At 63.8% G+C, this 20,225-nt stretch carries 19 protein-coding genes and 2 tRNA genes; 6 read left to right on the top strand and 15 right to left on the bottom strand.

What is annotated here, in order from left to right; genetic code table 11:
• Window positions 1-34 precede the first annotated feature (34 nt).
• The 9 genes from ACFPO9_RS23690 to ACFPO9_RS23650 form a co-directional block, all read right to left on the bottom strand.
• Window positions 35-766, bottom strand: coding sequence for a hypothetical protein (locus ACFPO9_RS23690; RefSeq protein ID WP_379775754.1), 732 nt, complete (start codon window positions 764-766; stop codon window positions 35-37).
• Window positions 763-1,719: a hypothetical protein gene (locus ACFPO9_RS23685; RefSeq protein WP_379775752.1), complete on the bottom strand. Its 957-nt coding sequence runs from the start codon at window positions 1,717-1,719 to the stop codon at window positions 763-765. The genes ACFPO9_RS23690 and ACFPO9_RS23685 overlap by 4 nt, the downstream gene beginning before the upstream one ends.
• On the bottom strand, window positions 1,716-3,164 hold the full coding sequence (locus tag ACFPO9_RS23680; RefSeq protein WP_379775749.1) for a pilus assembly protein TadG-related protein: 1,449 nt from the start codon (window positions 3,162-3,164) through the stop codon (window positions 1,716-1,718). The genes ACFPO9_RS23685 and ACFPO9_RS23680 overlap by 4 nt, the downstream gene beginning before the upstream one ends.
• A complete protein-coding gene (locus tag ACFPO9_RS23675; RefSeq protein ID WP_379775747.1) occupies window positions 3,124-3,417 on the bottom strand; it encodes a hypothetical protein in 294 nt (97 codons plus the stop codon). Before ACFPO9_RS23675 ends, ACFPO9_RS23680 begins: the two co-directional genes overlap by 41 nt.
• A gap of 272 nt (window positions 3,418-3,689) precedes the next feature.
• Window positions 3,690-3,766, bottom strand: a tRNA-Met gene (locus tag ACFPO9_RS23670).
• A 62-nt stretch (window positions 3,767-3,828) separates the two neighbouring features.
• Window positions 3,829-3,905, bottom strand: a tRNA-Met gene (locus tag ACFPO9_RS23665).
• Window positions 3,906-3,948: 43 nt separating this feature from the next.
• Entirely contained in the window at window positions 3,949-4,908 is a 960-nt protein-coding gene (gene miaA / locus ACFPO9_RS23660) for a tRNA (adenosine(37)-N6)-dimethylallyltransferase MiaA (RefSeq protein WP_379775744.1), read from the bottom strand.
• Between the two features lie 6 nt (window positions 4,909-4,914).
• The gene (mutL, locus tag ACFPO9_RS23655) at window positions 4,915-6,873 is read right to left on the bottom strand and encodes a DNA mismatch repair endonuclease MutL (RefSeq protein WP_379775741.1); all 1,959 of its coding nucleotides are present in this window, start codon (window positions 6,871-6,873) and stop codon (window positions 4,915-4,917) included.
• Between the two features lie 122 nt (window positions 6,874-6,995).
• Complete coding sequence (locus ACFPO9_RS23650) at window positions 6,996-7,934, bottom strand: peptidylprolyl isomerase (protein ID WP_379775738.1); 939 nt, start codon at window positions 7,932-7,934, stop codon at window positions 6,996-6,998.
• A 133-nt stretch (window positions 7,935-8,067) separates the two neighbouring features.
• Here ACFPO9_RS23650 and ACFPO9_RS23645 point away from each other — a divergent pair, with 133 nt between their 5' ends.
• Window positions 8,068-8,712 carry a VTT domain-containing protein gene (locus tag ACFPO9_RS23645; protein ID WP_379775735.1) on the top strand — a complete coding sequence of 215 codons (645 nt, stop codon included), beginning with the start codon at window positions 8,068-8,070 and terminating at the stop codon, window positions 8,710-8,712.
• 160 nt (window positions 8,713-8,872) lie between these two features.
• Window positions 8,873-9,970, top strand: coding sequence for a carbonic anhydrase (locus ACFPO9_RS23640; protein WP_379775732.1), 1,098 nt, complete (start codon window positions 8,873-8,875; stop codon window positions 9,968-9,970).
• Between the two features lie 149 nt (window positions 9,971-10,119).
• Here ACFPO9_RS23640 and ACFPO9_RS23635 read toward each other — a convergent pair whose 3' ends face one another.
• The 3 genes from ACFPO9_RS23635 to tsaE are packed head-to-tail and all read right to left on the bottom strand — an operon-like array spanning window position 10,120 to window position 12,856.
• On the bottom strand, window positions 10,120-10,935 hold the full coding sequence (locus tag ACFPO9_RS23635) for a D-hexose-6-phosphate mutarotase (RefSeq protein ID WP_379775729.1): 816 nt from the start codon (window positions 10,933-10,935) through the stop codon (window positions 10,120-10,122).
• 35 nt (window positions 10,936-10,970) lie between these two features.
• Window positions 10,971-12,407, bottom strand: coding sequence for an N-acetylmuramoyl-L-alanine amidase (locus tag ACFPO9_RS23630; RefSeq protein WP_379775726.1), 1,437 nt, complete (start codon window positions 12,405-12,407; stop codon window positions 10,971-10,973).
• Window positions 12,371-12,856: a tRNA (adenosine(37)-N6)-threonylcarbamoyltransferase complex ATPase subunit type 1 TsaE gene (gene tsaE, locus ACFPO9_RS23625; protein WP_379775723.1), complete on the bottom strand. Its 486-nt coding sequence runs from the start codon at window positions 12,854-12,856 to the stop codon at window positions 12,371-12,373. Before tsaE ends, ACFPO9_RS23630 begins: the two co-directional genes overlap by 37 nt.
• Window positions 12,857-12,883: 27 nt before the next feature.
• On the opposite strand from tsaE, the gene queG reads away from it, so the two are divergent.
• Entirely contained in the window at window positions 12,884-13,963 is a 1,080-nt protein-coding gene (queG, locus tag ACFPO9_RS23620) for a tRNA epoxyqueuosine(34) reductase QueG (protein ID WP_379775720.1), read from the top strand.
• A gap of 7 nt (window positions 13,964-13,970) precedes the next feature.
• On the opposite strand, the gene ACFPO9_RS23615 is transcribed toward queG, so the two are convergent.
• The 3 genes from ACFPO9_RS23615 to ACFPO9_RS23605 form a co-directional block, all read right to left on the bottom strand.
• Complete coding sequence (locus ACFPO9_RS23615; protein WP_379775717.1) at window positions 13,971-14,351, bottom strand: DUF3052 family protein; 381 nt, start codon at window positions 14,349-14,351, stop codon at window positions 13,971-13,973.
• A gap of 109 nt (window positions 14,352-14,460) precedes the next feature.
• On the bottom strand, window positions 14,461-15,045 hold the full coding sequence (locus ACFPO9_RS23610; RefSeq protein ID WP_379775715.1) for a response regulator transcription factor: 585 nt from the start codon (window positions 15,043-15,045) through the stop codon (window positions 14,461-14,463).
• 14 nt (window positions 15,046-15,059) lie between these two features.
• Window positions 15,060-17,072 (bottom strand): ATP-binding protein, encoded by a 2,013-nt coding sequence (locus ACFPO9_RS23605; RefSeq protein WP_379775712.1) that lies wholly within the window; start codon window positions 17,070-17,072, stop codon window positions 15,060-15,062.
• Window positions 17,073-17,200: 128 nt separating this feature from the next.
• Here ACFPO9_RS23605 and ACFPO9_RS23600 point away from each other — a divergent pair, with 128 nt between their 5' ends.
• From ACFPO9_RS23600 to ACFPO9_RS23590, 3 genes are all read left to right on the top strand, one after another.
• Window positions 17,201-18,205, top strand: a complete 1,005-nt coding sequence (locus tag ACFPO9_RS23600; protein WP_379775709.1) for a TRAP transporter substrate-binding protein — start codon at window positions 17,201-17,203, stop codon at window positions 18,203-18,205.
• Window positions 18,206-18,367: 162 nt separating this feature from the next.
• Window positions 18,368-18,934 (top strand): TRAP transporter small permease, encoded by a 567-nt coding sequence (locus ACFPO9_RS23595; RefSeq protein WP_379775706.1) that lies wholly within the window; start codon window positions 18,368-18,370, stop codon window positions 18,932-18,934.
• The gene (locus ACFPO9_RS23590) at window positions 18,931-20,211 is read left to right on the top strand and encodes a TRAP transporter large permease (protein WP_379775703.1); all 1,281 of its coding nucleotides are present in this window, start codon (window positions 18,931-18,933) and stop codon (window positions 20,209-20,211) included. Before ACFPO9_RS23595 ends, ACFPO9_RS23590 begins: the two co-directional genes overlap by 4 nt.
• The last annotated feature ends 14 nt before the right edge of the window (window positions 20,212-20,225 follow it).

The following is a 20,225-nucleotide window of genomic DNA, read 5'->3' as shown; positions in this document are numbered from 1 at the left end:
GTGACGGTCTTCTTGCCGCTGTTGCCTGCATCAATTATGCTCTGCAGCTACTTACCGACGCGATCGGTCTAAGCAAGGAGCCTGGCACCAGCAACTTGCTATCGATACGTTCAACGACTTTGCCCGGCGAGTCGGCATCCCAGCCATTGACAACCAAACTGGTGTGACGGGTTATCGCCAGATCGATCTTGTCGAACGGTTGATAGGATTTGAGGAAATCCGGCGTATTGGCCAGCTTGACACTGACATTGCCTGAAAAGATGCCGTTTGCTTTCAGGCTGAGCTGGTCGGCGATGTTGGTTGACACATCCGTGCCGCCAATCTTGTTGAAGGGATCGCCGTCCTTTGCGCTCTTGAGGCCGTCAGGCCGGGATGCGCTCCTGGCTTCGCCGAAGCTGATCGATACGTCCTTGTCGAAGTCGGCGATCAATGGTTCGTCGGTCGGGCCGCGCCAGAAGAGATTTCGGTGAGCGTCGAAGTTGCCGGCAGTATCGTTCGTCTTGATGGGGGCGTCGGGATTGCTATAAAACCGGCGGCGCACTTCCCCAGCCAGTTGGCCGGGGTCCTTCCAACTGTTTTGCCATTCGTTACGCGCGCTTGCATCGAACGCGACGTAGCGGCTGGCCATTTGCGTCTGGTGGACGAGGTCCTGGTATTTCGCGATCATGGGCATCAGCAGAAAGAGTGGGACCAGCGCCAGCGCCACTACCAGGAATTCGGTCAGCGCTTGCCCACTTGTATGCGCTGCTTTAAGGCGCCGGCTCATTTGCGCTTTGTGATATTGCCTACTTGGAAGCCGCTGGCCAGATAGGGCGCAAACACTGCCGTATTCACCGGTGCATCGAGTTGTGCCTTGGTAGCGCGCGCGTTCAGCCCACCGACACCAGATAACTCAAGCTCCAGGCCGGACCCGGTCGATCCGGTACCGGCATGCCAGCCTGCAAACGAACCGCTCTGCGAGATACAGGCTGTGCCATCTGTACCAAGGACATGCGTCATCACCTCGCAGTCGATGCCGGCGATCGTCTTGTGCTCCCCCGTCTTGACCGGCCCGTACTGCTTCATTGCTTGTTCCATGGCCGCCAAGGCAGCTCGCATTTGAGCGTTGGGCGATACTGCTCGTTCGCCAGCTGCATGTGCTTGTGGGCCGATGTGAGTCTGTGCCGGCGTGTCAGCATGGGCACGCGTGTCACAGACCCCGTGTGCCGTCTTGTTGGCGAGGTCGATATCGCAAACTCCCTTGGCGGATGCGAGTTTCGCTGTTACCCGACGGTTTTCAACCAGGCTGCAATTGGCGTGGTCGTAGGTGTAAAGGAGCGTGGTCGCGTATGTAATCGTTCTATTCGCAGCATCATAAGTGTCGCTTTGGGTACTCTGGACGTAATCCGGCCAGACCTGCGGTGGTCGAGTCTCGCGACCGGCGAGCTGCGCTGCATGGATGCAGTTCTGAACGTCGGCCTTCAATTCGTCCAACATGGCTGCATGGCCCTTCGTGCCGTCGAAATAGCCTTGCAGGCGTACCCAGTGAACCTTCACCGGCTCTCTGCTTGTACCAATCCTTTCGTGGGGGAGCGGTGAGTTTGCCAGCGCGGTTTCGCCTTGCGTCGCGGCCTGGGCGCTCGACGAGATCAATCCCGCCCATGCCAGCAATAACCAGATGGCGTGACGCAGTCGGCTGCCACGAATAACGCAGATCGTGGTAATTCGGTTCGTGCTCATCGAGGTCCTCCCAGCGCGATTGCCTTTGCAATATCAACGCTTGATGTGGAAACGAGGTGAACTTGCCAATATGGATTGAACAAGCTGGCGAGTTCGGTTTTGCCATCGTTGCGTGGAACCGGCCGCCGGAAAAAGACTTCCGATGTCGAAACCGCCGCCAGCACATCGGAGGCGAGCTTGCTGTCGAACCTGGCCAGTCTGCCCGATGGTTTCACGCCAGACCTGCCTTCGGAAGTCGCAGCCTGATCCTTTGCTCTCGTCAATCGGATGGCAAATCGAAGCAGGGGAGGCGAATCTTCAGTCGCCTGCAATGCACTTTGCTTCAGGTCGTAAAATCTTGGCAGCCCAGTGTATTTCCAGTCGTTGCTGCTTTCATAGGCGCTTGCGACAGGATTGTCCGACCTCGAGCCACCAAATCCGTTGTCCCCGCCGCTATGACTGTTTGCTGCCGCTTGGCTGCCTACGCCAAGCGGCGTCTCGTCCTCATCGCAACTCGTGGAGAACAAATGGATGTGGAAGGTCCATGTATGGAGCGATGCAGTGTCCATCGCGCGCCATTCGTCGAATCCGATCAATTCCGTGGCGCCTCGCCTGCGAAACTCAGCCTTATTGCCCAATATGCAGGGCATGCCATTGGCCGACGTCCATGATCGCTGCTGCACGAATTGATCCTGGTTCGCAGCTTTGACGGTAAGGTCCTTGATACGAGTACGATCCTTGTCCGCATAGCGGGTAATGAAGTTGGCGCCTAGAAGCCCGAAATCATCTGTCAGCGGTATATTGTCGACATGGACCTCGCCGTCATTTACATAGTTCGCGTCTGCCACTTCCTGCATCAATGACTTACGTGCAAGGAATAGGTCTGCAGCCATGTTCACCTGCGCTGCCTGCAATGCTGCTTTGGCCAGTTCTGCGGTGGTCACAACGGCCTGCGCGGCAGTTGGAACAAATTGGCTCAGCATGGCAGTAGCGCTTGGACCGGGTGCAAGGCCCAAGGCATAGCAAGCCGGTACATAGGTCAACAGCAGTAGGCCGACCGGCACGGCAAATTGATTCCGGCAATTCATCAGCGTTTGCGCGCTTTGCGCATGCTCGGAAACATAGGCCGTCCAGGACGCCATGCTCACTGCCTGGGCAATCATCACTTCGTTTGCCACCAATGCCCGATTGGTATAGGCATCGAAGTTCAGTGCGCGTGCGTGCATGACGCCAGCGCTATAGACGACTGCATCGGCGGTGTTGACCAGCTTTGTTTTCTCCGCCGTGAGTTGGCCTGTATTGAAAAGGAAGAACAGCGCGACAAGCCCTCCTGCCAGTGTAAACAGGCCGAAAATGAGAGCTTGCCCTTGCTGCCGTGCGAGGATGTACGACCGCGCCCGGGTAGCGCGGTGCGAGTAACGGCAATTATTCGCCACCCTGCTTGCCTGCCGTTGCTTGGTCACCATAGGAGGACAGCGAGTTCACTTCTGCGCTCTTTGCTCGGTCCGCAGCCTTGGTAGCAGCGTTACCGGCAGCCTTGATCGCATCCTTGCCATCTTTCCCAGCCACTTCCATCGCAATGCCTGCCGTCTGGTTCCTGACGGTAGCGCCAAACAGCTGGTAAACGGCAATCGCTGCAACTGCAATCAGGGCAACGATGATGATGTATTCAGTCATCCCCTGGCCTTGCTGCCTTGTTTTCGGACTGTAGCGTTTCATGCTCTGGGCTCCTTGTTGAAGTCAATCGACCTGCTTGGAGAGCACAGTATGTTTGCTAACGGCAACAGAAATTTTGCCTACAATCAACTGTACCGATTCACAGGATTTCCACGTGAAGTTTCGTTGATTGAGGCTGACTTTTACCGGCGAGCCATTTGGTTTAGATGAAACCTCAGGCGCTGTCTGATGCTTGCAGGGTAGCGATCCGATACGAGAAAAACAAAAACGGCCTAGCCCGAGAAAGGCTAAGCCGTTGATGACGTACCAAATTTTGGTGGTGATAGGTGGACTTGAACCACCGACCCCAGCATTATGAGTGCTGTGCTCTAACCAACTGAGCTATATCACCGAAAACAGCTACTAAAACAAAATGGCTTAGCCGGTGAAAGCCAAGCCATCTCGCTTGAAATCTGGTGGTGATAGGTGGACTTGAACCACCGACCCCAGCATTATGAGTGCTGTGCTCTAACCAACTGAGCTATATCACCAAAGCGGAGGGCATTATGCCGTCCGCACACAAGACTGTCAAGGTTACGCGCTTCGAATGTGCTTGTCCAGCGCGCCAAGAAGCTGGTCCGTTGCATCCTTGGCCAGACAATCGACCACGATCCGCTCCGGCATCGAGCGCAGCCAGGTCAGCTGGCGCTTGGCCAGCTGGCGCGTGGCGACGATGCCGTTTTCGCGCAGCTGCTCGCGGCCATACAGGCCGTCCAGGTATTCCCAGCTCTGGCGGTAGCCCACGCAACGCATCGACGGCAAATTCAGGCTCAGGTCCCCGCGTGCGCGCAGCTTTAAAACTTCCGCCACGATGCCGTCGTCGTCGCGCTCGCCCAGCATCTGGTCGAAACGCAGCGCGATGCGCTTGTGCAGGACCGCACGGTCCGACGGCTCCAGTGCAAACGACAGCAGCTCGAACGGCAGCGAAGTCTTCTCGCGCCGCGCCAGCAGTTCCGACATCGGTTTGCCGCTCAATTCGATGATCTCGAGCGCGCGGTTGATGCGCTGGGCGTCGTTCGGCGCCAGGCGGTCGGCCGTCACCGGATCGAGTTCGCGCAGCTTCGCATGCATGCCCGGCCAGCCGATGCGCGCCGCCTCCTCGTCGATGCGCGCGCGCACCAGCGCATCGGCGGTCGGCAGGTCGTCGAGGCCGTCGACGAGGCCTTTAAAGTACATCATCGTGCCGCCGACCAGCAGCGGCAGCTTGCCGCGGGCCTGGATCTCGGCCACCAGCCGGATCGCGTCTTCGCGGAACTGCATCACCGAATAGGACTCGAGCGGGTCGATGATGTCGATCAGGTGATGCGGCACGCTGGCCAGTTCTTCGGCGGTCGGCTTGGCGGTGCCGATGTCCATCTCGCGGTAGACCAGGGCCGAGTCGACCGAGATGATCTCGACCGGCATCTGCCTTGCGATGGCGAGTGCGGCGGCGGTCTTGCCGGACGCGGTCGGGCCCATGATGGCCACTGCCATCGATTTGTGATTCACAGTCATAAGTCTTTATTGCCCGCGCAGGAACAGCTTGTCCAGAGCGGAGATCTCCAGCTGCACCCAGGTCGGGCGGCCGTGGTTGCACTGGTCGGCGCGCTCGGTCGCTTCCATCTGGCGCAGCAGGGCATTCATCTCCTGCACCGAGAGGATGCGGTTGGCGCGTACCGCCGTGTGGCAGGCGAGGGTGCCGAGCAGTTCGTTGCGGCGCTCGATCAGCACGCGCGAGCCGCCGTATTCGCGGACGTCGCGCAGGACGTCGCGCGCCAGCGTCTGGGCGTCGGCGTTCTTCAGCAGGATCGGCACGGCGCGCACCGCCAGCGTGGTCGGCGAGACGGCGGCGATGTCGAAGCCCAGCGCCTTCAGGGTTTCCTGGTGTTCCTCGACGGTGCCGACCTCGATGGCGTCGGCGAAGAAGGTCACCGGGATCAGCATCTGCTGCACCTGCATCTGCTCGCCGCCGGCCTGGGCGTCGAGCGCGTTCTTCAGCTGCTCGTACAGGATGCGCTCGTGCGCCGCGTGCATGTCGACCAGCACCAGGCCCTTGCGGTTCTGCGCGAGGATGTAGATGCCGTGCAGCTGGGCGAGGGCGAAGCCGAGCGGGAAGTCGTCGTCGTGCGCAGGCGCGGTCGTGGGCGGCAGCTCGAACCCGGTCTTCGCCAGCGATGGCGCCGCGTCTTCGGACTTGAGGCCCGTGAACAGCGCGCCATAGCTCTCGGTGCGCTGGGCCACGCCGCCGCCGGAGCCGCCACTGGACGGCGCATCCCAGCGGCTGCCGGCCGGGAAGGGCGAGGGCGAATAGGTCGACGACAGCTGCGAGCCGAACGAGGTCTGTTCGTGCGGACGGCGCCAGGCCGGGCTTGCGCCGCCGCCGGAATCGCGCCCGAAGCCGCCGCCCCAGGACGCGCCCGACGAGGGCGTGATCTCGGCCGCGCTGACCGGGGCCGGCGCATTGCCGTGCGAGGTGGCCGAGGTCTGGGCCAGCGCGCGCTGCACCGCGTGGAACACGAACTGGTGGACGGCGCGGCTGTCGCGGAAGCGCACTTCGATCTTCGAGGGGTGGACGTTGACGTCGACCATGGCCGGGTCCAGCTCCAGCGCCAGCACGTAGGACGGGAAGCGGTCGCCGTGCAGCACGTCCTCGTAGGCGGCTTTGACCGCGTGGACCAGCAGCTTGTCGCGCACGAAGCGGCCGTTCACGTAGAAGAACTGGCCGTCGGCGCGCGCCTTGGAGGCGGTCGGCAGGCCGACGTAGCCTTGCAGGCGCAGCGGGCCGGCGCTTTCATCCAGCTGCAGCCGCGCTTCGGCGAAGTCGTTGCCGAGGATCTGGGCGCTGCGCTTGGCCGCTTCGCTGACGTTCCAGTGGTCGATGGTGCGGCCGTTGTGGGTCAGGCTGAACGAGACGTCCGGGCGCGCCAGCGCGATGCGGCGCACGACTTCGGCGCAATGGCCATATTCGGTCTGCTCCGACTTCAAAAACTTGCGGCGCGCCGGCGTGTTGAAGTACAGGTCCTGCACGTCGATCGTGGTGCCGAAGGCGCCCGACGACGGCGAGACCGTGCCCTGGTGCGAGCCGACGATCTCCCAGGCGTGGGCCGCGTCGGCGGTGCGCGAGGTGATGCTCACGGCTGCGACCGAAGCGATCGAGGCCAGCGCTTCGCCGCGGAAGCCGAGCGTGTTGACGTTTTCGAGGTCGGTCAGCGAGGCGATCTTCGAGGTCGCGTGGCGCGCCAGCGCGAGCGGCAGCTCTTCGGGCGGAATACCCTTGCCGTTGTCGGTGATGGCGATGCGCTTCACGCCGCCTTCTTCGAGACGGACCGTGACCTGGGTGGCGCCGGCGTCGAGCGCGTTTTCCAGCAATTCCTTGACCACGGCCGAGGGCCGCTCGACGACTTCGCCGGCGGCGATCTGCGAGATGAGCTGGTCGGGGAGCTGCTGGATGGGGCGGTGGGTGGGGGCCGGGGCGTTCATGCACAAATTATAGCTCGGCGCCCAGCCGCCAATGCCCAGTGTTTGATTTTCACCAAACCGGGGTCAGACCCCGATTTTTGGCAATTTCCCAAAATCGGGGTCTGACCCCGGTTTTAGCCAGATCAAGGTTTCTGTTCGCGCACGGGAATCTGTGCGTTGCAGAGGTCGAGGTAACTTGGCGAATACTTGTTCCACGGGCCGCCGCGGTTGCGTTGGGCGTCCAGCACCGCCTGGTAGGTGGCGCCTTCGGTGCGCATGACTTCCAGGTGGGCGCGCTCGGCTTCGGGGACGTCGGCGGCGACCTTCACCGCCATGATCGGCACCTGCAGCTCCGGTTTGTCGTAGAAGCCCATCGGCGCCGGGCCGCGCGGCAGGGTCGACAGTAGCGGCATGCCGGCCACGACGCGGCCGACCACGGTGATGTTGCGGTCCAGCTGGCGCGGGGCCTGGCCGGTGACGACGTAGAGGCTGGTGCCGCCGCCGCTGTCCGACTCGTTGCCGCGGGCCACGCCGACCATGCCGTAGCAGTGCGTCAGCCAGGTCTGGCCCGCTTTCGGGTCGCGCCCGACCGGGAAGCCGTTCGAATGGCCGATCTGCGGCGCGAAGCCGTCGACGTCGCGCATGCGCGTGAATTGCCTGTCATTCGATAGGGGCACCGTGAACTCGGCCGCCAGGGTCTTCTGCGCGTCCTTCACCTTGCGCACCTTGTCGTCGTCCTCGTGCGGGTCGCCCCACTGCACCACGAAATTGTCCTGCGAGCGGATGATCGCCAGGCCGTCGTAGTAGTGCTCGCGCGCCAGGGCCTTGATGTTCCTGGCATGGTTCGGCGCAAACGCAGGCGCCAGTTCGATCACCACCCGGCCGCCCGGCAGCTCCAGATACAGGGTGTTCTCGGGGTCCAGCGGACGCCAGTCGCCCGGCTTCGAGCCTTTCAGCACATCGCCGACGCTGGGTCTGGGCGCCAGCTCTTTCTCGGTCTTCTTCTCCGCTGCACCGGCATGCGAAGCCAGCAGGGCGGCAATGCCCAAGGCCAGGGCAACACTAACTTTCGGGTAGGACATCTGTGTCTCCTTGTCATTATTGTGCGAAGGATTGTAATCCGGAAAGTGCAAATTCTCCCGATGAAGTTGACGATCCCGCCATTTTCTGGATGCGGTCTGATGGTATGATGCGGCGCTACCATTTAGGATGATTATGGATCTGATGCAAGTCTTCGACATGCTTCTGCATGTCGATAAAACCCTGGGCACCCTGCTGGCCCAGTACGGTGTGTATGTCTATGCGGTCCTGTTCGCGATCGTGTTCTGCGAGACCGGTCTCGTGGTGCTGTTCTTCTTCCCCGGCGACACCCTGCTGTTCATTGCCGGCGCCTTCTGCGCCACCGGCGAGATGAGTTATCCGCTGCTGATGCTGCTGTTGATCATTGCTGCCGTCACCGGCAATACGCTGAACTATTACATCGGCGGGGCCATCGGCCACCGCGTCTTTACCCACGATTACCGCTGGCTGAACAAGGATGCGCTGCAGCGCACCCATGACTTCTTCGAAAAACATGGCGGCAAGACCATCATCCTGGCGCGCTTCGTGCCAGTGGTGCGCACCTTCGCGCCTTTCGTGGCCGGCGTCTCGGACATGACGCATACCCGTTTCCAGATGTTCAACATCACTGGCGCGGTGCTGTGGGTGGCTGGTCTGGTGACCGCCGGTTACTTCTTCGGCAACATCCCCGTCGTGCGCGACCACCTGACCGCGATCGTGCTGGTCGGCGTCGGCGCAGCCGTGGTGCCGCTGGCGCTGGGCGGCCTGTACAAGTTTGGCCGCCGCATGATGAGCCGTTAAAACGCCCGCTCCGCATCGTCCGCAAAACGCGCCGCATCGCCGGCGCGTTTTGCGTTTACGGCATCACCGATGAAAGTTGCCCGACGGACTCAACTCAGTACCTCAAGTTTACTGTCGGTTGCGCCGATAAAGCAGAGGACAGCAACACTACTGGAATCCCATGCGTAACCTGATCGCCCTGATCGCTTGCAGCTGCGTCGTCCTGAGCGCAAGCGCGAACGATCCTGCCCCCGCCGCGGCAGCCAAACTCGCGGCCTCGGTGTCGAAGCCGGCGTCGGCCTCGATGCCGACCAAGGAACAGATGGCCAGGGACGCGGCCAAGGAGCCCGTGCCGGGCAAGACCGAGACCCCGGCCAAGAAAGAGACCCCGGCCAGGAAAGCCGCACCGGTCGACGACGACAAGGAGCAGGAAGCCGAAGTCGCCCTGTCGGCCAAGATCGCCGAGCGCCTCGCCGAGCTGCGCGAACGCCAGCAGGCGCGCGCCACTGCGGCCGCGCGCGCGAAGAAGGTGGCCGACACCAAACGCCGCGACGAAGAAAAGGCCGCGGCCGCCGCCGCGATTCTGGCCGCCGCGCCCAAGCACGGCACCGTCTGGTCGTATGAGGGTGAACTCGGCCCGGCCAATTGGTCGAAGATCAATGTCGACTGGGCCAAGTGCGGCACCGGCAACCGCCAGTCGCCGATCGACCTGCGCGACGGCATCAAGGTCAACCTCGAGCAGATCGGCTTCGACTACCACCCGTCCTCGTTCAACGAGGTTAACAATGGCCACACCATCCAGGTGACAGTCGGCGGCGGCAATTTCATCACGGTCGGCAACCAGACCTATGAACTGCAGCAGTTCCACTTCCACCGTCCGTCGGAAGAGCGCATCAACGGCAAGGGCACCGAGATGGTCATGCATCTGGTGCACAAGAGTTACGATGGCAAGATCGCGATCGTCGCCGTGCTGCTCGAGCGCGGCCAGCCGCACAGCCTGATGCAGACCGTCTGGGACAATCTGCCGCTGGAGAAGAATGAGGTGGTGGCGCCTTCGATCGTGATCAATCCGATCGATGCGCTGCCCGAGAAGCGCGACTACTTTACTTACATGGGTTCGATGACCGAGCCGCCGTGCGCCGAAGGCGTGCTGTGGCTGGTGTTCAAGCAGCCGCGCCAGGCGTCGCCGGCGCAGATGGCGCTGTTTTCGAGGTTGTATCCCTTGAATGCGCGGCCGGTGCAGTCGACGGCTGGGCGGATGATTAAAGAGTCGAACTGAGGCCGTTAGCGTGTGCACGTCGTCCCCGCGGAGGCGGGATAGCGCCACTGGCGCTATCCCTCCAAGTTTGCATGAGCTATCGAAACGCATGCAACTTGGATTCCCGCCTTCGCGGGAATGACCTTAACAGGCCGCGGGAACGACGGCTTTTAGACTGCCGGACTAATCCGGTACTCTCCCCGCCAAACCCCACCCGGCGCCAAGGTCAGCGGCCCCAGCAAGGCCGGCTCGATACAAACGAAGTTCCGGTACTCCTCATCCTCCATATCCGCCAGCGCCGCCGCATCCGCCGGCCCCGGGTTCCACACCACCGCATCCGTAAATCCCGTCTGCCGCAGCAGCAATTTGTCGGCGCCGTTGTCGCAGCGAATGGAGCCGGCGATGTCCGTGAACACCTGGTCCAGCTTGTCGGTCACGGCCAGGGTCTCGGCCTGCACTCCCTCGATGCGCACGGCTTCGACGTCGTCGACCAGGTGGTAGGTGTGCAGCGCGGCGGCGAAGGGGAAGGGGTGGGTGCCGATGTTGCGCACCTCGAGCGTCATGCCGAGCTCGGCGCCGTGCACGCTGACGCGCAGCGCCAGTTCGAAGGGATAGGCCCAGGCGCTCGATGCCTGCGGCGCGAGGTCGGCCTGGTTCAGGCCCAGCACGGCGAAGGCGGCGCCGTCCTGCTCGCCGCTGTCGAGCACGCGCCAGGTGCTGGTGCGCGCGAAGCCGTGGCGCATGCCTTCGCCGCGTTCGGCAAATTGCGGGAAGATCACCGGCACGCCGCCGCGGATGGCGCGCCTGCCGTCGAGTGCGGACAGGCGGCTCATGAACATGCGTTCCTGGGCCGGCGCCGGGGTGCCGGATAGGGGCTTCCACGACACCAGGTGGGCGCCGTACAAGGTGATGGTCGCTTCGGCGCCGTCAGGCGCACGTAGCAGTATTGCGGGCAATTGCCCGTATTCGATAGTCGATGCGCTCACGGCTGAATCCTCCTCTGACTAAGACTCGGCAGGCGTCAAGCGGTTCGGCCCTTCGCCAGCGGCGGATTGTACGCGAAGTAGCGCTTGATGCCTTTCGTGATCGCGTCCGCCAGCTGGTTCTGGTAGGCGTCGTCCTTTAGCCGCGCTTCCTCTTCCGGGTTCGAAATGAAAGCCGTTTCGACCAGGATCGAGGGGATGTCCGGGGCTTTCAACACCGCGAAGCCGGCCTGCTCGACCGCACCCTTGTGCAGGCGGTTGATGCCGCCGATCTCGCTGAGCACGGCTTTGCCGAGCTTCATGCTGTCGTTGATCTGGGCCGTGGTCGACAGGTCGAACAGCACGCTGGCCAGCTGCTTGTCCTGGGTGCCGAGGTTGACGCCGCCGATCAGGTCGGCCTTGTTCTGGTCGTTCGCCAGCCAGCGCGCCGCGCTCGAGGTCGCGCCTTTTTCCGACAGCACGAATACCGAGGAGCCGCGCGCGGACGGCTGGATGAAGGCGTCCGCGTGGATCGAGACGAACAGGTCGGCCTGCACCTTCCGCGCTTTTTCCACGCGCTGGCCGAGCGGCACGAAGAAGTCGGCGTCGCGGGTCAGCATCACGCGCGTGTTCGGCAGCTCTTCCAGCTTGCCTTTCAAACGCTTGGCGACCGCCAGCACGATGTCCTTCTCGTGCACGCCGGTGGCGCCGGTCGCGCCCGGGTCCTCGCCGCCATGGCCGGGATCGAGGGCGATGGTCACCATGCGCGCCACCTTGCCGCCATTGCCGGCCGGCCTGGGCTGGGTGGGCGGCTGGGGCTGGGATTGTGGCGCGCTCGGCTGCGGCTGCGCCGGGGTGCTGCCGGCGCGGGCGGCGTCGGCTTCCAGCCTGGCGATGGCGTCCGGGCCGGCCTTGCCGATGGTGGCGTCGCCCGGTTGCGGCGCCGGCGTCGGCGTGGCGGCCGGGACGCCGCTGTCCGACCAGTTCTCTTTTTTGATCATGGCCGCCAGCGGGTCGACGGCGCGTACCGGATACAAATCGAAGATCAGGCGGTGCTTGTAGCCGGCCACCGGGGCCAGGTTGAACACCTGCGGCTTGACCTCTTCCTTGAGGTCGAACACCAGGCGCACCACGTTCGGGCGGTTCTGGGCGACCCGGACATGCTCGATGTAGGGATCGTTCGATTCGACCTTGGCGACCAGGCTTTTCAGGGTCTCGTTGAGGGACAGGCCGTCGATGTCGACCACCAGGCGCGGCGGATTGGCCAGCATGAGGTGGGTGGCTTTCAGGTCGCCGTCGTTTTCCAGGGTGATGCGGGTGTACTCGTCGGCCGGCCAGACGCGCACCGCCATGATCTGCGCGGCGCGCGCGGACGAGGGGGCGAGCCCGGCGCCGAGCACGGACAGCAGCAGCGTGCCGCCGGCTTTCAGGACCGTGCGACGCTGGGGAGAACCGGGAATCAGGGAGTCGGGGGGTAGTGCAGGCGTTCGAGGCATAGCAGGCCCAAGTCGGACAACGCCTGCAATTCTACAGCACGGCCGTGGCCGCTGACGGTAAGCAATACCCGGACGTCGGGTGGCGGCAACACCGGCTCGCCTTTTTCCGGCCATTCGACGATGCAGATGTTGCTGCCGTCGAAGTCTTCGCGGAAGCCCGCGTCGAGGAATTCCTCGGGGCTGGACATGCGGTAGAGGTCGTAGTGGATCAGGTTGACGCTTTGTCCATCGAGGCTGATGCGGTAAGGCTCGGACAGCGTGTAGGTCGGGCTTTTCACGGCGCCCTTGTGGCCGGCCGCGTGCAGCAGGGCGCGCGTCAGGGCCGTCTTGCCGGCGCCGAGGTCGCCATGCAGGTAGATCACGAGGCCGGGTACGACGGCGCGCGCGAGGGCGCCGCCCAGGGCCTGGGTTGCGGATTCGTCCTCGAGGTAAGCGTTCAGTTGTTGCATAGGTGCTGCGGGATTTAAAATGGATGGATGTTTGCCGATCTTCACGAACTCGCGCGCGCCATCAAGGCATGGGGTGCGGAACTGGGCTTTGCCGAGGTCCGCATCACGGACGTCGACCTCTCCCGCCACGAAGCCGGCCTGCAGGCCTGGCTGGACGCCGGCCATCACGGCGAGATGGATTATATGGCAAGCCACGGCATGAAGCGCGCCCGGCCGGCGGAACTGGTGCCGGGCACGGTGCGCGCGATCGTGGCGCGCATGGATTACCTGCCCATGGACACGGACGCCGACTGGCGCGCAAAGGAGCGCCTGCGCCAGCAGGATCCGGCCGCCGCCGTGGTCTCGGTGTATGCCCGCGGACGCGACTACCACAAGGTGCTGCGCAACCGGCTGCAGGCCCTGGCCGACAAGGTGAAAGTGGCCGTGGGTGAGCTGGGATTCCGTGTGTTCACGGATTCGGCGCCGGTGATGGAATTGCCGCTGGCCGAGAAATCGGGACTCGGCTGGCGCGGCAAGCACACCCTGCTTTTGTCGCGCGAGGCCGGCTCCACCTTCTTCATCGGCGAAATCCTGGTCGACCTGGCGCTGCCCATCGACGAGCCCACCGGGGCCCATTGCGGCCAGTGCGAGGCCTGCATCACGGCCTGTCCGACCGGGGCGATCCTGGGGCCGGGCCGGCTGGACGCGCGGCGCTGCATTTCCTATCTGACGATCGAGCTGAAAGGCAGTATCCCGGAAGACCTGCGGCCGCTGATCGGCAACCGCATTTACGGCTGCGACGATTGCCAGCTGGCCTGCCCCTGGAACAAGTTTGCGCAGCGCGCCGTGCTGCCGGATTTCGACGCGCGCCACGGCCTGGGCGGGGCCAGCCTGGTGGAACTGTTCGGGTGGGAAGAGGAAGAATTCAAGCGCCGCATGGAGGGCAGCCCGATCCGCCGCATCGGGCATGAGCGCTGGCTGCGCAACCTGGCGGTGGGCATGGGGAACGCCGCCGATGCGGCGCGCGGCGACGAAGGCATCGTGGCCGCATTGCGTGCCCGCTCAGAGCATCCGTCGGCGCTGGTGCGCGAACACGTGGCCTGGGCTTTGCGACGCCACGGCCTCTGAACCTGGTCTAGACTTCGATGCGCCTCATGCGCAGGGCTGACCAGTCGCCGTCGATCGAAATCATGGCCACGCCTGTGATACCGTTTTCCTTCGCAAACGCGTTGATTGAGTCGCGATTGATATCAGTGGCCTTCGACGCGGTCTGCTTCAGATAGGCCACCCAGATCGAGCCCTTGTCGCCCAGGCGTTCCTTGGCGGTAGGGAAGAATTGTTCGAGTTCCTTGCGGTTCATTGCGAACAGCAGCACCACGTCCACCTGATCCTGCTCGTTCTTGATCAGCTCGGGCGGCATCTGCGACACCATGCCTGGATGGACGTTCCCGTTCAGGATCAGCATCGATTTCGCGTTCCTCAGGAACATCTTGTCTGCAATCGTCTTTTCGCTCATCTGATTTCCTTCAGAAATGTTTTACATGGTCAGTTTGACCATGGCGTGTTCAGATGATTTTACAAGCGAACTGCAGAAAAGCCGGGCACGGAACCAGCCGTGCGCGCGGCTACTTGAGCAGGCCCGCCAGCTCGACCGCCGTCTTGACCTGCATCTTGTCGAAGATGTGGGCGCGGTGCACTTCCACCGTGCGCATGCTGATGCCCAGCTTGTCCGCCACGACCTTGTTCATGTTCCCGGCCAGGATCAGGTCGAGCACCTCGCGTTCGCGCGCCGACAGCGTGGCCAGGCGCGCATGCACCGCGCTGGAAGCGGCGGCCTGGCGCGACTTCGCGAACGCTTCCTCCACGCGGTCCATCAGCTGGTTGTCGTTGAAGGGCTTTTCGAAGAAGTCGAATGCGCCGCGCTTGAGCGAGTCGACCGCCATCGGCACCTCGCCGTGGCCGGTCAGGAAGATCACCGGCAGGCGCGCCAGCAGGCCGCGCGCCACCAGCTGGTCGAATACCGCGATGCCGTTCATGCCGGGCATGCGCACATCCAGCAGCACGCATTCGCCACCGGCGTCGTGCTGGCTGCCGAGGGCGTCGAGGAAGGCCTGGCCGCCGGCATAGCCGCGCGCGGCGAGTCCGCGCGACTGGGCTAGCCATTCGAGGGCATCGCGGATCACGTCTTCGTCGTCGACGATATGCAGCATGGAGGTCTCCTGGGTCAGCTCGCTATTTTATCTTGTGCCTGCTGCAGCGTGAACGTGAACACCGTGCCGCCGCCGGGATTGTCGGCGTGGGTCAGGGTCCCGCCGTGGAATTCGATGGCCGTGCGGCAGATCGACAGGCCCATGCCCATGCCTTCGGCCTTGGTCGAGAAGAAGGGCGAGAACAGGCGCTCCGCCACTTCCGGCGGGATCCCGTGGCCATTGTCGACGACCGACACCGAGACCTGTCCCAGCTCTTCGTTATGCGCGGCTTCGATGCGCAGCACGCGGCGTTCCGGGTCGATCGCCTGCATCGCCTCGATCGCGTTGCGGGTCAGGTTCAGCAGCACCTGTTCGAGCAGCACGCGGTCGGCCTCTACCTGCGGCAGGCCGGGCGCCACCTTGACGTGCAGCGTGACGTAGCTCTGGCGCGCCTGCAGCTCGACCAGGGAGCGGATGCCCTCGATCACCTGCGGCACCATCACCGTCTCGCGGCGCGGCTCGCGCTTCTTCACGAATTCGTGCACGCTGCGGATGATCTGGCCGGCGCGCCGCGCCTGCGTGTTGGCCTGCTCCAGCGCGCGCTTCAGCATGCCGAGCGAGGACGAGGGGGCCGGCCCGGCGCCATCCTCCTCGCGGACTTTATCCAGCACGTTCAAGGCGCCCGCGGTGTAGCTGGAGATCGCCGCCAGCGGCTGGTTCAGTTCGTGCGCCAGCATCGACGAGATCTCGCCCATGGTCGCCAGGCGCGCGCTGGTCTCCAGCTTTTCCTGCTGCTGGCGGGCCAGCTCCTCGGCGCGCTTGCGGTCGGTGATGTCGAGGATGGAGCTCATCCAGCCGGTGTGGCGGCCATGGCTGTCGACCAGCTTGGCCTCGAACACCAGCACCGGGACGCGGGTACCGTCCGGCCGCTGGAACACGGTCTCGAACTGCTGCACCGGCTGGCCTTCGAGCACCTTGCGGAAGCGGTATTCGTAGTCGGCCATCGCCTCCGGCGCCCAGTAGGGCATGGGCGGCTTCTTGCCCAGCAGGTCGGTGGCCGGCAGGCCGACGATGCGGCAGAAGGCCGGGTTGACATAGGTGACGCGGCCCTCCAGGTCGCGCGCGCGCAGGCCGGTCAGCAGCGAGTTTTCCATCGCGGTGCGGAAGGCCATCTGCTGGCGCAGCGCGTTCTCGGCGGCGATGGTGCGCGCGATGTGGCGCCACAGCGCGGCCAGCGAGATCACCAGGCCCAGGGCCAGCACGATCACCGAGCCGACCAGCAGGTTGGGGAGCAGCCTGGGCGCGCCTTTCACGCTGTCGGTGGCCAGCGCGATCTGGGCGCCCGGCAGGTCGAGCGCGCGCTTGTGGGTGTAGACGCCGTGACCCGGGCCGCCGGCGGCGCGGCGCGCCACCATGCGGTCGTCGCGGTCGAGCAGGGACAGCGCGTTGTCCTGGGCGAACCACCAGGGCACGTTCTCGTCGAGCAGGGTTTGCAGGTTGTAGGTGGCGAGCAGGCTGCCGGCAAACTGGCCGTGGCGGTAGAGCGGCAGGTGGTAGTCGACCAGGCCGCCGCTGGCGTGGCCGGCGCCGTAGGCATCGCTGTAGCGGCCGTTGCGCGAGCTGCGCGCCATGGTCTGGGCATCGCGCGAGGACTGGGTCAGCCCGCTTTCCGGCAGCTCGCTGCCGCGCAGGGCCAGCAGCTTGCCGTCGGCGTCCAGCCAGGCGATGCGGCGCAGTTCGTGGCCATTCTTGAACATCTGCGCCAGGCGCGCCTGCACGGCGGCCGGGGAGGGCGGGGCGTCGGCCGACAGGTCCGTGCCCAGGGTGGCCAGCGCTTCCTCGCTGCGCGCCAGTTCGAAGCGCAGGGTCTGCTCGACCCAGAGGGTGTCCGCGATCAGCTGTTCCTGGCGCTCGTTGGCCTCCATCTGGCGCGCCTGCCAGGGCAGCCACAGCAGGACGAGCAGGAACAGCAGCACCAGCAGCACCGGCACCAGCCAGCGCCAGGGACCGTCCGGCACGGGCCGGGGAATCGAGAATGGGTTTTTCATTGCATAACGTGATACTTTTACTGCTGAGCCGCCTATTGTGGTTTTCCACAATAGCGACCGACAGGAAAGCTCAGCAGACTCATGATAAATACAAAAACTATACTTATTTTTATAACAGAGGAGATAAAATGAAGATCAAATCCGTGGTCGCGGCACTTGCCCTGTTCGCCGGCGCCAGCTTCGCGCTGGACGCCTTCGCCCAGGCCCCCATCATCATCAAGTTCAGCCACGTGGTGGCGACCGACACGCCGAAGGGCCGCGCCGCCGAGCGCTTCAAGGACCTGGCCGAGAAGATGACCAAGGGCCGCGTCAAGGTCGAAGTCTACCCGAACAGCCAGCTGTACAAGGACAAGGAAGAACTGGAGGCCCTGCAGCTGGGCGCCGTGCAGATGCTGGCGCCTTCGCTGGCCAAGTTCGGCCCGCTGGGCGTGAAGGAATTCGAAGCCTTCGACCTGCCCTACATCTTCCCGACCAAGGCCGCGCTGTACGCCGTGACCGAAGGACCGATCGGCAAGAGCCTGATGCAGAAGCTGGAGCCGAAGGGCATCACCGGCCTGGCCTACTGGGACAACGGCTTCAAGGTCATGTCGGCCAACAAGCCGCTGCACATGCCGGCCGACTTCCGCGGCCTGAAGATGCGCATCCAGAGCTCGAAGGTGCTGGATGCGCAGATGCGCGCGCTGGGCGCCAACCCGCAGGCGCTGGCCTTCTCGGAAGTCTACCAGGCGCTGCAGACCGGCGTGGTGGATGGCACCGAGAACCCGCCGTCGAACATGTACACCCAGAAGATGCATGAGGTGCAGAAGCACGTGACCGTGTCGAACCACGGCTACCTGGGCTATGCGGTCATCGTCAACAAGAAGTTCTGGGACGGCCTGCCGGCCGACGTCCGCGGCCAGCTGCAGCAGGCCATGGCCGACGCCACGAAATACGAGAAGGCGATCGCCCAGCAGGACAACGACATGGCCCTGGAAGCCATCCGCAAGGCCGGCAAGACCACCATCTACAACCTGAACCCGCAGGAACAGGCGGCATGGCGCAAGGCCCTGCTGCCGGTGCAGAAGCAGATGGCGGACCGGGTCGGCCAGGATCTGATCAATCAGATCAACAAGGCGACTGCGTCGGTGCAGTAATACTGGCAAACCACTTCGCCCGCTGATAATCGCTAGCTTGTCAACGTCATCCCCGCGAAGGCGGGGATCCAAGTTCTGCGCGCACCTCGACTGCTCGTCCAACTTGGGTTCCCGCCTGCGCGGGAACGACGGTGCCGCTTCGCGCTCACCGTCCAAATCACCATGAAAATCCTCAACCGCCTGGAAGAGTGGATCATCGCCAGCCTGATGGCCGGCGCCACCTTCATCATCTTCATCGCGGTGCTGCACCGCTACCTGTCCGGCCTGCCCCTGGGGGCGATGCAGGACTGGCTCATTTCCCTGAATACCAGCTGGGCCCAGGAGCTCAGCACCATCATGTTCGTGTGGATGGCCAAGTTCGGCGCCGCCTACGGCGTACGCACCGGCATCCACGTCGGCGTCGACGTGCTGGTCAACCGCCTGTCCGAGCGCTGGCGCAACAAGATGGTCGTGATTGCCCTGCTGGCCGGCGCGCTGTTCACCGGCATCATCGGCACGCTCGGCGCCAGCTTCGTGTGGCGCATGGCCGGCACCGAGCAAACCTCGCCCGACATGGAGCTGCCGATGTGGATCGTCTACCTGGCGCTGCCGCTCGGCTCCTGGCTGATGTGCTTCCGCTTCCTGCAGGTGACCTGGACTTTTGTCCGCACCGGCGCGCTGCCGAAGCATGACCACGCCTACGTCGAAGGACTGGAAGACGAAATCAACGAAGCAAGGAAAGCTCCATGAACGCCGCCATCATTTTCGTCCTGCTGATCCTGCTGATGCTGACCGGGATGCCGGTCTCGATCGCGCTCGGCCTCACGGTGCTGACCTTCCTGTTCACCATGACGCACGTGCCGATCGAATCGGTGGCGATGAAGCTCTTCACCGGCATCGACAATTTCGAGATCATGGCCATCCCGCTGTTCATCCTGGCGGGTAACTTCCTCACCCATGGCGGGGTCGCGCGGCGCATGATCAACTTCGCCACCTCGATGGTCGGCCACTTCCATGGCGGCCTGGCGCTGGCCGGCGTGTTCGCCTGCGCGCTGTTCGCGGCGGTGTCGGGCTCGAGCCCGGCGACGGTGGTGGCGATCGGTTCCATCATCCTGCCGGCCATGGTCAAGCAGGGCTACCCGAAGCGCTTCGGCGCCGGCGTGGTCACCACCTCGGGCGCGCTCGGCATCCTGATCCCGCCCTCGATCGTGATGGTGATGTATTCGGTGACGACCAACACCTCGGTCGGCCAGCTGTTCATGGCCGGCGTGGTGCCCGGCCTGCTGCTGGCCTGCATGCTGGGCGTGACCACCTGGGCCATCGCACGCAAGCGCGACTACCCGCGCATGCCGCGCGCCACCTGGGGCGAGCGCTGGACCGCCTTCCGTCGCAGCGCCTGGGGCCTGTTCCTGATCGTGATCGTCATGGGCGGCATCTACAGCGGCGTGTTCACGCCGACCGAAGCGGCCGGCATCGCGGCGGTGTACGCCTTCGTCATCGCGGTGTACGTCTACAAGGACCTGAAGCTGAAGCAGGTCGGCAAGGTGCTGCTGGATTCGGCGGCGATGTCGGCGATGCTCCTGTATATCATCACCAATGCCGTGCTGTTCTCCTTCCTGATGACCAGCGAGAACGTGCCGCAGGCGATGGCCAGCTGGCTCACCGGCCAGGGCCTGGGCCCGATCGGCTTCCTGATCGTCGTGAACCTGCTGCTGCTCCTGGCCGGCAACGTGATGGAGCCTTCGTCGATCGTGCTGATCATGGCGCCGATCCTGTTCCCGGTCGCGGTCCAGCTGGGCATCGACCCGGTCCACTTCGGCATCATCATCGTGGTGAACATGGAGGTCGGCATGTGCCATCCGCCGGTGGGCCTGAACCTGTATGTGGCGTCCGGTATCACCAAGATGGGGATTTCCGAACTGACGGTGGCGGTGATGCCCTGGCTGCTGACGATGATCGGCTTCCTGCTGCTGATTACCTATGTGCCTGCGATTTCCTTATGGCTGCCGAGACTGGTATATAGCTGACATATATTTCGTGA

Source organism: Massilia aerilata (genome assembly GCF_042656905.1).
GTDB lineage: Bacteria > Pseudomonadota > Gammaproteobacteria > Burkholderiales > Burkholderiaceae_D > Telluria > Telluria aerilata.
The sequence above is the reverse complement of the archived record's forward strand: the minus strand, read 5'-3'. Positions and strand labels throughout refer to the sequence as shown.

Excerpts from the sequence above, each read along its gene's own strand:
- ACFPO9_RS23690 (WP_379775754.1), bottom strand. The coding sequence starts at position 766 with ATGAGCCGGCGCCTTAAAGCAGCGCATACAAGTGGGCAAGCGCTGACC.
- ACFPO9_RS23685 (WP_379775752.1), bottom strand. The coding sequence starts at position 1,719 with ATGAGCACGAACCGAATTACCACGATCTGCGTTATTCGTGGCAGCCGA.
- ACFPO9_RS23680 (WP_379775749.1), bottom strand. The coding sequence starts at position 3,164 with ATGGTGACCAAGCAACGGCAGGCAAGCAGGGTGGCGAATAATTGCCGT.
- ACFPO9_RS23675 (WP_379775747.1), bottom strand. The coding sequence starts at position 3,417 with ATGAAACGCTACAGTCCGAAAACAAGGCAGCAAGGCCAGGGGATGACT.
- miaA (WP_379775744.1), bottom strand. The coding sequence starts at position 4,908 with ATGACTGTGAATCACAAATCGATGGCAGTGGCCATCATGGGCCCGACC.
- mutL (WP_379775741.1), bottom strand. The coding sequence starts at position 6,873 with ATGAACGCCCCGGCCCCCACCCACCGCCCCATCCAGCAGCTCCCCGAC.
- ACFPO9_RS23650 (WP_379775738.1), bottom strand. The coding sequence starts at position 7,934 with ATGTCCTACCCGAAAGTTAGTGTTGCCCTGGCCTTGGGCATTGCCGCC.
- ACFPO9_RS23645 (WP_379775735.1), top strand. The coding sequence starts at position 8,068 with ATGGATCTGATGCAAGTCTTCGACATGCTTCTGCATGTCGATAAAACC.
- ACFPO9_RS23640 (WP_379775732.1), top strand. The coding sequence starts at position 8,873 with ATGCGTAACCTGATCGCCCTGATCGCTTGCAGCTGCGTCGTCCTGAGC.
- ACFPO9_RS23630 (WP_379775726.1), bottom strand. The coding sequence starts at position 12,407 with ATGCCTCGAACGCCTGCACTACCCCCCGACTCCCTGATTCCCGGTTCT.
- tsaE (WP_379775723.1), bottom strand. The coding sequence starts at position 12,856 with ATGCAACAACTGAACGCTTACCTCGAGGACGAATCCGCAACCCAGGCC.
- queG (WP_379775720.1), top strand. The coding sequence starts at position 12,884 with ATGTTTGCCGATCTTCACGAACTCGCGCGCGCCATCAAGGCATGGGGT.
- ACFPO9_RS23615 (WP_379775717.1), bottom strand. The coding sequence starts at position 14,351 with ATGAGCGAAAAGACGATTGCAGACAAGATGTTCCTGAGGAACGCGAAA.
- ACFPO9_RS23610 (WP_379775715.1), bottom strand. The coding sequence starts at position 15,045 with ATGCTGCATATCGTCGACGACGAAGACGTGATCCGCGATGCCCTCGAA.
- ACFPO9_RS23605 (WP_379775712.1), bottom strand. The coding sequence starts at position 17,072 with ATGAAAAACCCATTCTCGATTCCCCGGCCCGTGCCGGACGGTCCCTGG.
- ACFPO9_RS23600 (WP_379775709.1), top strand. The coding sequence starts at position 17,201 with ATGAAGATCAAATCCGTGGTCGCGGCACTTGCCCTGTTCGCCGGCGCC.
- ACFPO9_RS23595 (WP_379775706.1), top strand. The coding sequence starts at position 18,368 with ATGAAAATCCTCAACCGCCTGGAAGAGTGGATCATCGCCAGCCTGATG.
- ACFPO9_RS23590 (WP_379775703.1), top strand. The coding sequence starts at position 18,931 with ATGAACGCCGCCATCATTTTCGTCCTGCTGATCCTGCTGATGCTGACC.